This is a genomic window from Gramella jeungdoensis, from assembly GCF_023805255.1.
Taxonomy (GTDB): Bacteria; Bacteroidota; Bacteroidia; order Flavobacteriales; family Flavobacteriaceae; genus Christiangramia; species Christiangramia jeungdoensis.
The window spans coordinates 22490-35341 of the sequence record NZ_JAMSCK010000002.1; the positions used below are offsets into that span (position 1 = coordinate 22490).

The 12852-nt window shown below is 39.2% G+C and carries 11 protein-coding genes; 10 read left to right on the forward strand and 1 reads right to left on the reverse strand.

Going from position 1 to position 12852, the window contains the following annotated elements:
* Positions 1 to 258: 258 nt before the first annotated feature.
* The 10 genes from NE848_RS04280 (at position 259) to NE848_RS04325 (ending at position 12062) form a co-directional block, all read left to right on the forward strand.
* The gene (locus tag NE848_RS04280) at positions 259 to 1080 is read left to right on the forward strand and encodes a hypothetical protein (protein ID WP_252110985.1); all 822 of its coding nucleotides are present in this window, start codon (positions 259 to 261) and stop codon (positions 1078 to 1080) included.
* Positions 1081 to 1121: 41 nt separating this feature from the next.
* Positions 1122 to 1970, forward strand: a complete 849-nt coding sequence (locus NE848_RS04285; RefSeq protein ID WP_252110986.1) for a hypothetical protein — start codon at positions 1122 to 1124, stop codon at positions 1968 to 1970.
* 270 nt (positions 1971 to 2240) lie between these two features.
* The gene (locus NE848_RS04290; RefSeq protein WP_252110987.1) at positions 2241 to 4463 is read left to right on the forward strand and encodes a TonB-dependent receptor plug domain-containing protein; all 2223 of its coding nucleotides are present in this window, start codon (positions 2241 to 2243) and stop codon (positions 4461 to 4463) included.
* 186 nt (positions 4464 to 4649) lie between these two features.
* The gene (locus NE848_RS04295) at positions 4650 to 5198 is read left to right on the forward strand and encodes a dihydrofolate reductase family protein (protein ID WP_252110988.1); all 549 of its coding nucleotides are present in this window, start codon (positions 4650 to 4652) and stop codon (positions 5196 to 5198) included.
* Positions 5199 to 5326: 128 nt separating this feature from the next.
* Complete coding sequence (locus NE848_RS04300; RefSeq protein ID WP_252110989.1) at positions 5327 to 5980, forward strand: DUF998 domain-containing protein; 654 nt, start codon at positions 5327 to 5329, stop codon at positions 5978 to 5980.
* Between the two features lie 232 nt (positions 5981 to 6212).
* Entirely contained in the window at positions 6213 to 7367 is a 1155-nt protein-coding gene (locus NE848_RS04305) for a porin (RefSeq protein WP_252110990.1), read from the forward strand.
* A 202-nt stretch (positions 7368 to 7569) separates the two neighbouring features.
* Positions 7570 to 8268, forward strand: coding sequence for a VIT1/CCC1 transporter family protein (locus NE848_RS04310; protein WP_252110991.1), 699 nt, complete (start codon positions 7570 to 7572; stop codon positions 8266 to 8268).
* Between the two features lie 229 nt (positions 8269 to 8497).
* Positions 8498 to 8890 (forward strand): RidA family protein, encoded by a 393-nt coding sequence (locus NE848_RS04315; RefSeq protein ID WP_252110992.1) that lies wholly within the window; start codon positions 8498 to 8500, stop codon positions 8888 to 8890.
* 394 nt (positions 8891 to 9284) lie between these two features.
* Positions 9285 to 10397 (forward strand): FG-GAP repeat domain-containing protein, encoded by a 1113-nt coding sequence (locus tag NE848_RS04320; protein ID WP_252110993.1) that lies wholly within the window; start codon positions 9285 to 9287, stop codon positions 10395 to 10397.
* A 273-nt stretch (positions 10398 to 10670) separates the two neighbouring features.
* Positions 10671 to 12062 carry a DUF4932 domain-containing protein gene (locus NE848_RS04325; protein WP_252110994.1) on the forward strand — a complete coding sequence of 464 codons (1392 nt, stop codon included), beginning with the start codon at positions 10671 to 10673 and terminating at the stop codon, positions 12060 to 12062.
* A gap of 370 nt (positions 12063 to 12432) precedes the next feature.
* Here NE848_RS04325 and NE848_RS04330 read toward each other — a convergent pair whose 3' ends face one another.
* Positions 12433 to 12816: a hypothetical protein gene (locus tag NE848_RS04330; RefSeq protein WP_252110995.1), complete on the reverse strand. Its 384-nt coding sequence runs from the start codon at positions 12814 to 12816 to the stop codon at positions 12433 to 12435.
* Positions 12817 to 12852 lie beyond the last annotated feature (36 nt).

A 12852-nucleotide genomic window follows, 5' to 3' on the forward strand; every position in this document is an offset into this window, starting at 1 on the left:
CAATCGACTTTCTTAATGTCTCTAACTACACTTTTTTGCATTCTGTCGCTATGATAATATTTCTAGAGAGGCAAGGATTAAATTTAATAATATTTTTTGAGTTAACGATCTGAATTTCAGTAAGTATGAAGTCTAAGGCGCTTAACGAATTACCCCCTTTAAAATTGCAGTTTCTGTAGGTTATACCGATAAAAAACCAGCAATAAAAACCATTAATTATAAAGCTTATTTAACTGTTGAACAGAAATTTTTACTCAAATGAAAACAATTATCACATTCATTTTATTACTGGCCGTTTCACTAAATCTTACAGGCTGTTCAAGTGATGACGAGATCCTTGTTCCTGTAATTGCAAAGGAAGATTCACAGGATGACGATGTGCCAGCGGAACCATTACCCAATTTTGAAGCAGTTGAAATACCAGGATTTCCAAAGAGCATTCATTATTACTTTAATGGTAATCTTTATTACTGGCTTAAATATTATTACAGATCTGATGGTAATTTGCTTAAGGTAAATTATGGTCACCCTGAGCATAGTTCTGAAATATTTACTGACACCTACCACTACAACACCGAGGGAAAACTGATAAAATTAGAGGGCCATGATGTTTATAACTTCCATTGGGATGAGGATCGAATTGTTGGGGCAGATAAATATAACGCCCTGTGGTTTGGAAGATCTAAAATCTTTTATGAATACAACTCAGAAGGTCAGATAATTCAAAAAACGGAAAATAATCTCGACTTTTTTGAGCGGGAAAAAATAATCTATACCTATTTCGAGGATGGTAATTTAATGAAGATCGAACAATACGGAGATTACCACGAAAGTGGGGTTTTTACACTGTATTTTGTGACCAGCTTTGTCGGTTATAAAGACGATAGCAATGAGTTTTTAGAATTTGTAATAATTCCAGGACAACGCGTGCAACGCCATTTTCCTGCTTCTATGGAGTTTAAACATCTTACTGAATCAGGTTACGATAGATACGAGACTTACCGCTATAATTACGATGCTGAAGGAAGGGTTGTCGAGAAGATATTCGGAGACTATAAAGTAGTCTATGAGTATTATTAAAATCCTTCAATGAAAAGATTAACCGGGGATAAAAAAATCTTATGAAAACAAAACGGGTGGCAACCCTATATGCCGGAAAATATAAAGTTATGTTCCCATTCACAAAAAATTGGGGATTATTAATTTTAATGGGAGTGTCGCTTTTAGTCATTTCCTGTTCTGAAAGTGATGATATAGAAACGATGGATAAGGAACCAGGTATTGGTAAGGAATTGCCTGTTACTGATGATTCACCTTCTGATGATGAAACAACTGAAGATGATGACTCTTCCACTGGCGATGGAACCTCTGTTGATGATGATTCTACGAATGATGATGAAACTCCAATTGAAGTTGAAACCCCAATTGAAGATGAAACCCCAATTGAAGATGAAACCTCTGCCGGTCCTGATTCACTTATTATTTATACTGATATCGAGCCAGATTTTGTTGGGAAAAATATAAACGACTCTTATGATCTGGATCTAAACAATGATAAAATTGTTGATTTTATTATAAGTAATAGTCTTTATGAAAACTGGAACTGGTTAGGAATAGGTGCTATTAGAAATGATGGTATTATTTCTGTGGAACCTTGGTATACTCACACGGTTCCGATAAAAAAAGATAGCGAGATTTCCTATCCGGTGGACTCCAATGTAGGTCAGCATTATACCCGTGGAAGCATTATTGCTACAGAAGATTGTTTCGGAAATGAAGAAGGGCTTGGCTGTTCTTATGACTGGGCTGGAAAGGGCGATAGGTATCTTGGCCTTCGGATTAATATAGATGGGCAGAAGCATTACGGATGGGCTCGATTGAATGTAACAAACCTTAGGGAATGGGTCATTAAGGATTATGCTTATAATGCAAAACCTAATATGCCCATACTAGCGGGTCAAAAGGAATAGTACCTGGAGTATATCTGTTCCCAGGCCCGCAGCCAAAAATATAGAATCTAGAGTAGTGTTTGGGCTATGATTTTAATTTGTAAGCATTTGATTTTTAGTTAAAAACATGCTAAGGAATAGATTCTGTGATAAAAAAAAGCATAAATTTAATCCACCTTCATGAATGTATATCAGAGTTAATTTTTAGGTCGTAATAGGATGTTGCGATAGATATAAGTGATCCCAAAACGCAAGGCTACCAAATAATAGGGTTTTGTAACATCATTTATTATGAAAATATCAGCTGTTGTTTTCCTTTCCCCTTTCTTTTTAATACAGTCTGTTTCAGCACAAAATGAAAATGAAGAGGTACGTGATACACTTCCGGAAGTAGTCGTCACATCGCTTCTTCGTCCAGAAAAAATTACCCGTGCACCTGCTTCCATCCAGGTTTTAACCACAAAGGATATTGATCTCTTTGCAGGATCGAATACCGGTGAACTGATTTCCTCGATTCAGGGTGTGGAATTTACCCGCTACGGTGTAGATGGGACTACCTTTAACGCAAGGGGGCTTAACAGCGCTTTTAACAATAAAATACTCCAGGTCGTTGACGGTAGAATTAGCACTTCTGCATTAAGCGGCGGTTTACCTGTATTCAATAATGGTTCGACCATAAAAGATGACATTAAACAGATTGAAATTGTTGCGGGGCCACAAACGGCATTATATGGTCCCAATGCGCACAATGGGGTATTCCATACAATTACAAAAGATCCACGCCAGGACCCCGGAACATCCGTTTCGCTTAGTGCCGGGAATCAATACCAGTTTAGTGGTAGGTTACGACATGCCCAAAAGATCGATGATCGATGGGCATGGAAAGTGACAGGGGAATATGTAAGCGGGCGGGAGTTCTATTTTATTGACAGTATTTATGTAGGCACTCCTCCCGAAGCTATCCCGGAACATAATGTAGATTTTGATTTCCGTCATCTTCGGGGTGAAGCCCATTTATATTATAACATCAACCCGAAAGCCGAGATTGTTGTCTCTGCCGGAGCTAGCAACAATGACTTTTTGCAGGTTACCACCAGTGGCCGAAATCAAATGAGGGATGTGGGCTACAGCTTTCTCCAGGCCAGATATAAAAGCACCCATTTTTATGCGAATATCTATAATACCTGGGGAAGCCTGGGGAAAAGCTATGTCATTCCCGGTTATACTCAAATCTTCTGGATGAGGACCCAGACCGGGCCTTTATTCCTGCCACCAGAGGAAGCAGAACAAGTAGCCTTAAGCGGAGCAGGATTTAAAGAAAAAAGCAGAAGGTTTAATGGAGATATTCAATACCATACCAACTTTTCTGAGGCCGGATTATTTCTTATAGCCGGCCTGGATTTCGAGAATGCGAATCCTAACACTACCGATGGGACTACCCTGGCTGGCGAAGCTGGTGATATTTCCATATCACAAATAGGGGCTGTTCTGCAACTCGAAAAGGAACTCCTGAACGAGTTACGCATTATCGGAGCGATTCGATATGATAATAATGATAACTTCCAGGATCTATTTGCTCCCAAGTTTACTTTGGTAAAGGACCTTGAGCAGGGGAATATCCGGTTGGGTTGGGCTAAGGCCTATGCATTGCCATCCATACAGAATCAATACGCCAGTATTCGCGATTTCTTTTTTGGAAATGGAGGAAAAGGTATTTCATATATTCCGAATAATTCACCGGTTAACGACGGCATGTCGGTGCGTACCACGCAGCCTTTAAAGCCTGAGGAAGTAAGTACCTGGGAAGTTGGATTCAAAGGCCAGGCTTTCAAAAAGACCTGGATAGATGCCAACGCATATTATGGAATAAGTAAGAACTTTATCACGCCCGCATTGCCGGTAGGAGGTAAAGCTCTTTCCCTGAATGGCCTTGAAGTAAATCATAACCCTGTTTTTGCCGGTACCGTTAGCAATGACACTTTGAGGGGAGCTACATTTTTTACTTTCTTTAATTATGGCAGGGCAAAGGTATATGGTTTGGATCTTGGAGTGACTTACACTGTTTTCCCTTCGGTACAATTGGAACTTAAATATTCCTGGCTTAATGCCGGGTTTGAAGAAAATGATGCCAATAGGGACGGGCAAATAACCCGGGATGAAAAAAGCATTAATGCACCAAATCACCGCGGGGTGGCTGTTTTAACGGTTGAAGACCTGTTGAAGGAACGCCTCGTTTTGAAATTGGGAACCAGAATAGTGCAGAAATATGACTTTTATAGTGGGAATCAGGTTGGAAGCTCTGTTGGTGCCGGCACAAGAACGCCTCCTAAAAATTTCAATTATGGTCCGTTAGGCGGTTTCACCACCTTTAATTTTGGAGCTGAATACCTTTGGAACAAAAATGTTGTGTTTAATTTTAATATGACAAATATCTTTAATACCCGACAGATTGAATTTGTGGGTTCACCTTCAATTGGAAGGCTGGCCATGGCAAGTATAAAAGTAAGTGATTAAAGCTTTTTAAATAAAATAAGTAACTTCATAAACAAATCAGGAGCCTGATAGCTGGAAGGATGCTTCTTTAATTCTTGAATCTGGTGTTATTAAGGGCTCAGTAGTTATCATAAAGTCCGAAGCCGCTAAAAATGGGAATTAAAATTTTTGATAACGATAGTTTCATAAACTTAAGAGAAACTAAGCATGAGAAAAGTAATTGCAGCGATAAATATGACCCTTGACGGGTTTTGCGATCATACCGCAATAGAGCCTGATGAGGAGATACATCAGCATTACGCAGACCTGTTAAATGATGCCGGTAGCGTACTCTATGGCAGGAAAACTTATCAGCTTATGGAATTCTGGCGCGAGCTGGTAGAAAATCCTTCAGGAGATAGATCCATGGATGACTTTGCCGTTGTGATGGACAGGGCGCCAAAGATCGTCTTTTCTCAAAGCTTTAAAAGTTTAGACTGGAAAAGCGCAGAACTGGCGCAGCGTGACCTGAAGGAAACGGTTTTAGAACTCAGGCAGCAATCTGGTAAGGATATTTTAGTTGGCAGCCGTAGTTTGATAATTCAATTAATGAAACTTAAGATGATAGATGAATTGCAACTATGCGTTCATCCGGTTATAGCGGGAAGTGGGTTGCCATTATTTGGAAACCTAAAAGAGTGGTTTATTTTTAACCTCAGAAAAACAAAGACTTTTAGTAGGGGTGCAGTGATCCTTTACTATGAACCGGAAACATAGATTAAGGTAAATAGAAGCACCTGTCAAAGAAAATAAGTAACTTGTTATAACATAATCGTTAGAACGGTTTCCCAAATCTCGCCAATTTAAATTAACCGGGTTATAGTACCCAATTCAGGTTCAGGGGGATGAAAAGGATAGCAACCAGATTTCTAAGCTTAGGTGGAGTGATAGGCTCAATCCTGTTCACATCTATTACCATTATATGTGCTTCCCTGCAGGCAGATTACGATCATCTGGATAATTTTATAAGTGAACTTGGTGCTACAGGTGCATCTACCGAATTGATAATGAACTATCTTGGTTTTATCCCTTCAGGTATATGCTTCAGCCTTTTTGCACTGTCTCTCCTCATAGCTGTCTCTAAAGGCTGGGTATCCAGAACCGGATCTGTACTGTTCATGGTCTTTGGTATAGGAATGAGCCTGGCAGGTATTTTTTCGTGCGATGCCGGTTGCCCGCCTGTTGGAAGCATGGAATCTGGCATCCATGATGGAGTCTCAGCCATAGCCTTCATGTCAGCAATTCTCGGAATCATTCTACTGGGGTTTTCCTTTAAGAAGATTAAGGGTCTCCACAGTATATGGCTATATTCGCTCATAACAGGTCTTGTTGCCCTGATACTTATGCTGGTTATGATCTCTACTTTTGAATCAAAGCACCTTACCGGCTTATGGCAGCGACTTTTCTTGTTTTCTGTCTTCCTTTGGACCATTATTGCGGGGCTTAAGATCTATAAAAACCATGGCGCTAATGAAGGTCCAAACAACTCACGATTTTGATTATAAATAAAGCCGATCATCTGGGTTAAGATGCCGGTAAGCGTGGTTTCATATTAATCATGCTTTCTTAAGAAATGTTTTTCGTAGCTGCTTTTTTTGCTGCTTATTAGTCAGTTATATTTTTTATGTTAAGGGTCTGCACTATAAATTCAATAAATTTTCAGTAAATTTCTAGGGATGCTTCTGCCGTCATTCCAGTTGAAAATTTAAATCCTGTAAATCCCTGCTCTATATGATAAGATCATTTTTAATTAGTATCCTTTTATTAACTCCAATACTGGGATTCTCACAGCAGAACGACAGCCTGGCAGAGCCTATTATCCCTGCTGAAAAGATAGAGCTCTTAAAAAATATAAACATCACCTTCGGTATGCGCATGGACTTCCAGGCATATACCTTTAGGGGTGGCGACAACTATTACAACGGGATACAGTTTGAAAATGGTTTTACGGCCCTGGGTATTTCGGGAAAAGTGCATGAAAAGGTAAGTTTTCAGTTCAGGAACCGCTTTAATAAAAACAGCGATGTGCAGACCCTGGATCGGCTAAGTAGTAATATAGAACTGGCTTATCTTGATATTAAAATCAGTCCCTCCTTTGATCTTCTGCTAGGAAAAATGAGTGCCTTTTACGGCGGTTATGAATACGAGTTCAGTGGATTGGATGTTCTGGAGTACAATGATATTTATGGCAACGCCCTGGCATTTGTTACGGGTGCTGGAATTACCTATCAGGCTTCAGAAAATAACAAGTTCGGGTTGCAGGTTTTAAATTCGCGTACACAGCATTATGATGATCTCTATGGCGATATAGTCGCAGAGAACATCCAGGAGCCCGACTGGCCTGTAGCCTTTGTTGGAAACTGGCGCGGAAAGTTTTTTGATGGTAAATTACAAACCATTTATAGCTTAAGCCATTCTTATGAAGTAAGAAAAAGGGGAACCACCTTTTTAACGTTGGGACATAAATACCAGAATCAAGACCTGAGCCTGATGTATGACTTTCATTATAGTTATGAAGAAGTGGATACCAAGGGGATAGTAACCAATCTTTTGAGTGAAGAACAGGTGGCCGAGGATGTGATGTATATTGAGAACTGGTTGAGGGCAGAATACAGGTTCAGCCCCAAATTCAAAGGTTTGTTAACCCTTATGACCAGCAGTGCTTATGATAATGTTAAGACCAGTAAACAGCATATGAGAACCAGCTATGGAGCTGTGCCTACCATTTATTACAGTCCGTTTAAAAAAATCGATCTTCGGTTTTATCTTGCTTATATCGGCCGGTATTATGATTATTCCGATTATGCCATAGAAGAACTGGGAGCTTCCAGTTATAATAAGAATGAATTTAGGCTTGGCTTTATTGCGCCTTTGCTTTTATTGTAGACTTGTTCAGCCACAGGACTGCACATGAGTTTTTGGGAAAATAATGGTACTATATCGGGATTAAGAGGGATGGTCAAAAAGTTCTTTTTAAAAATGGCGGAAAACTTTTCAGAGAAAATAAGTAACTTCACTAAAAGCCCTTACCAATGTACAAAGGCCTTCTGCTAATACTTAGCGATTGAAAAGATAATTTTATCAGCCTATGACCAAATATCAACATTCCCGGAATACCTCTATAGGCTCGAAAGTACGGGAAGTCATCTTTGGTATGGAAGACGGTATGGTTTCAACCCTTGGAGCAATAACGGGTATTGCAATTGGGAGTCAGGATCAGTTCACCGTGATACTCTCCGGTACGGTGATCATCGCTGTTGAATCGGTCTCCATGGCTATAGGGTCCTATATCTCCAACAGGTCTGAATACGAAATCAATCAGGGAAGAATAGAAGAAGAAAAGGAGGAGATAAGGGATTTTGCGGTGCAGGAAAAGAAGGAGCTTTTCCGAATGTTCGTTCGGGACGGCTGGCCACTGAAACTTGCAAGGGAAATGACCAGCACTGCCTCAAAAGATCCTGATCTCATGCTCAAAGAGATGACCTATCGGGAACTTTTATTGGCTGGAAAATCAGACAATATCGTTTTTAAAAAGAGTGTCCTGATGTTCATTTCCTATATTGTTGGTGGTCTCTTCCCGCTGGTCGCGTATTTGATCTTCCCTATTAAAAGTGCAATGCCGGTATCTATTGGCATAACGATGATAGGTTTATTTATAATTGGCTCCACAACCACCAGGTTCTCAAAAGTTACCTGGTATAAAGCAGGAACCCGTGTGCTACTGCTTGGGCTTATAGCTCTGGTTATTGGTTATTTGATTGGGCAACTTGCTATTGCGTATAAATGATTTACTTAGAATTTTCATTAAGAATATATAGACATAGACGATTATTCTAAATAACCTGAATGGACTCCTAGAAAATCAAATAACTTCATGAATAAAGCTTTCGTTCCATGCCTGGGGTTGGAGAGGCTGCAGACCTTCAGTTCGCTTTAAAGACATAAACTTCATTTAATCGGGGTTTTGTGATTCTTGCGGAATTTAGCGCTAACTTGAATCATCAAATTCTGTTATTATGAAAAGAGAACTAATTTCAAACGGAAACCCTTTAGAAGATATAATTGGTTTTAGCCGGGCTGTAAAAGTAGGCTCATTTATAAGCGTTGGAGGAACCGCACCTGTAGATGAAAATGGAAAGACGGTGGGGATAGGTGATGTTAAGGCTCAGACCAGGAAGTGTATTGAAATTATTAAAGCTGCTCTTGAACAGGCCGGATCGGGATTAGAAGATGTAGTAAGGACCAGGATCATTTTAACTGATATTGATGACTGGAAAAGCGTGATAGAGGTGCGATCAGGATATTTTAAAAAAATAAAGCCGGTTGATACTATAATGCAGGTTAGCAGGTTTGTAAACCCCGAGTGGTTAATTGAAATTGAAGCAGATGCAATTATTAGTGAGAAGTAATGAATAATTAAGACAGATCCCTTTGACACCAAAACCTCAGCATACCTCCCTGAATAGGTTCATGAACTGGGCTTCAAGACTCAAAAAAGAGTTGAAAGCACTCAGGATTGCCCTTGCTTAGATAGGCCGGTATTATGATTATTCCGATTATGCCATAAAAGAATTGGTAGCTTCCAGTTATAATAAAAATGAATTTAGGCTTTGCTTTATTGCGCCTTTGCTGATATTGTAGGATTGTAACTAGTAAAAAGGTTCACGGTAACTAACAGATATGCTGGTTTCTGCTGTTTCAAAAAGCCGGTTCATTCACGTATCAGGCGATCTTTCGAGGAAAATAATTAACTTCATCAGCAATTCAGGTTTTAAACCGGCATCACTGCCCTTGCTCTAAATTATGATGAAGATCCAGCCAAACCTAATATTTCTGCTACTCCTGTTCCTTTTCACAAATGGATATAGCCAGCAAATCGAATTCTTTAATGCCGATGGTTTCTTCTCTATAGGAACCCAATCAAATAGAACGGCTTCGATAACATTATTTGACGTGGACCAGGATGGAGATCTTGACGCCCTGGTAGCCAACGGGAGGCATTGGCCTGAACAGAATTATATCTTTTTTAATGATAGTAAGGGGAATTTTAAAAATGCAATGCCCATCGGGAAGTTTATGGATGCATCTTACTCAGTAAAAAGCGCCGATTTTAATAAGGATGGATTTATGGATATTGCTGTGGCAAATGACAATGTTGAGAATAAGATCATATTTGGTTCAAAGAATTCTTTCGATCGTGAAATTTCATTTGGTTCCATTAATCCATCCAGGAATCTTGAAACGGCAGATATAGATCTGGACGGAGATATTGACCTTATTTTGTCAAATAGAAAAGCTCAAAACGAGATCTGTTTAAATGATGGAAAAGGGAACTTCCCGGAGATCATAAAATTCGGGGATGAATTAGACCAGACCATTCAAACTAAAATAATAGATTTCAATAATGACGGATTTCTGGACCTGGTCACTGCAGAAAGACAAAACACCAATAAGGTATACCTCAATGACGGCAAACAGAATTTTACAGAAATCATTGAATTTGGCAAAAAGGATAATGAAACCCGTTCCATAGATATCGGAGATTTTGACAAAGACGGTTTTTTAGATATAGTAGCCGGGAACTTAGGTTCAAAAAATGTCATTTATTTTGGTGATAAGGATTTGAAATTTCATAGAACCCTGGAGTTTTCAGAGGAGCGAATGACCTATTCCATTAAATTAGCCGACCTTAATCTGGACGGGTTCCTCGATATTGTAGAGGGAAATTCAGAGGAAAGGAACTATGTGTTCATGGGGCAAAAAGATCTGGAATTCATAGAAATTGGATTACGGGAGGATCTAGAGGAAAATACTTATAACATAGAAACCGGAGATATAAATGGAGATGGACTTCCCGATATTATTGAATCCAATTCAGGGGCCTGGAACTTATATTACAGGACTCTGCTGAAATAACCTGAGCGGACTCCTAAAAAATCTAATAACTTCATGAATAAAGCTTTCGTCCTATGCCTGTGGGCGGGCAGGCTGTGAATTCCTGATACTATAACTGATTGCCCGAAAGGGCTATACGAAGCACAACTTTTCCCTGTTAGAAAGTGGGTGATTTTTTAAAAGAAAATCAGGCTTTGAGACCGCCCTGAAAGAATTTTCCCCGAATTACTGTAACCTCTCAGCATTTCCTGCCGTCTATTAGACAACATCAATTCATCACATCAATCAAAAAACATGAAAAAATTTACGATTCTTCTTCTTAGCTTTTACACTTCATTCACTTTTGGACAAGGAATGAGTACCATTAAAAAACCTGAAATAGATAAAAGGGTCGAACTTCTGAGTATCGCATTCAGGTTAGCAGAAAGTGAAGAATATACGTCAGAAGTATTTAAGCTTTACACCGATAAGATCAATAATCACTATACTGCTTACAAGGATCATGAACTTATTGGCTTTATCAAAAAGTTAAGGCAGGAAAACGGGGTTAGCTATGATGCGGTGATGAAAATGGCTGTTCACCTGGATCAGAATCTGGAGCCTCTGGTGGAATTTAATGAGACTATTCCCGAACCCAGGTGGGGTAAAGAAAATGCGTATAAGTTTGTGGGCCTTCTGCAGGATTTCTATCACTACAGTAACAGTGAACAATTCTTTAAGGCCAATAGTGCACTTTATGCTGAAGCCAGCGGAAGATTTATACCTATCTATAATAAGCTGGATATAGAATGGTATAAAGACTTTTATGGCAAAGAACCGAACGAGGAATTCATCATCGTAAACGGATTAGGAAATGGAGGTGGGAATTATGGACCTTCAGTAGAATTGCCAAATGGAAAGAAGGAAGTCTATGCCATAATGGGAGCATGGAATACTGATGCCGAAGGCATGGTAGAATTTCCCGTGAACAACTATTTTCCCACCTTATTACATGAATTCAATCATTCCTTTGTGAATGAACTCCTGGATAAGAACAATGCTAAATTCAGGGATAGCGGGGAGATCATATATGACGTCGTTAAGAAGGAAATGAGGAGCGGAGCATATGGAAACTGGCAAACCATGATAAATGAAGCCCTGGTACGAGCGGCGGTGATAAAGTACATGAAAGATCATTCTTTTCCTGAAGATCAAATATCATTGGAGATCTCAGAGCAACTTAACAGAGGTTTTATCTGGATCGAAGATCTGGTAACAGAACTGGAAAATTATGATAACAACAGGGGCCAGTATCCAACACTGGAAAGTTTTACTCCTCAATTGGCAAGAGCCTATAAATCCTATGCTGAAAATATTCACGAATATATTGAAGCCAGCAAAAAGGTACAGCCTCATTTTGTCTCTATAAGTGAATTTAAAAATGGAAGTAAAGAGGTAGATCCGGCTTTAAAACAGATATCCCTGAATTTTGACAAGGCTTTTTCCGGAGCAAATTTTATAAGGCCGGGAGAAGATAAGGAAGCATTTCCCAATTTTACCAATCTAAGGTTTTCGGAAGACAGGAAAACAGTGATCCTGGAATGGAACCTGGAAGATGATAAAGATTATGAATTCTTCCTTATTGGTATTTCTCCAAAAACCGAAACAGCAACAGAAGATTACGCCATAAGATTTAGTACAAAATAAATATCCTGGAGGATCATGAAGTGATAGAAATTCTAACTTTGAAGCTGGCGAGAACTTAAATGGCTGGTCTCTTATTAGCGAAGATGAATTTGTTTTAGAAAGAAGAGGTTCAAAAGAGATTTATATTCAAATGTCGGCCAATACCAGCGGTGCCGAAAGAATATTAAAAATAGGACTTCAAAAGGCGAATTATTTTGATGGAGTTTCTGTAACACAAGCTGCAAAATAGATCCTGCAATGGCTTTCATTATGCCTGGGAGTGGCAAATGCCTTTCCGCATATAATGTAAAGGAAATCATCACGCAGATTTATCAAAAAACTGCGTGATGGTTTTTTATATTAATGTAATTGCCGGGTGTCTTTTCAGTATTTAATTATTTGCCTTGGTTGCATTCTTCTCATATAGTCTGGCCAAACAAAAAGCGCTAATCGCCATTACCAGATCCCTTACAGCCACATCTATATAGCTCCAGCTGAAAAGTAAGCTTAATGCAATAACTGTCAGCCATGCCGAAACTATGTATGCACCTACCTTTGTATGGGTAAGGACTAGAATACCTGCCAGAATTTCAATGATGCCAACGATCATCATAAATGTAGATGGCTCAAAAGGAAGAATCTCAGCAAAGCCATCTGAAATATACTGGCTCCAGTTGGTTAAGATGTTCGCAAATTTGTCCAGTCCCGCTACGATCGGTACGAGTCCAAAGGTGTACTTCAATACATTTTTTACAAGTTGCACGTTAGAATCCATAATTCTGAATTTTTGTTTTGTTTAAAATTTGTTACA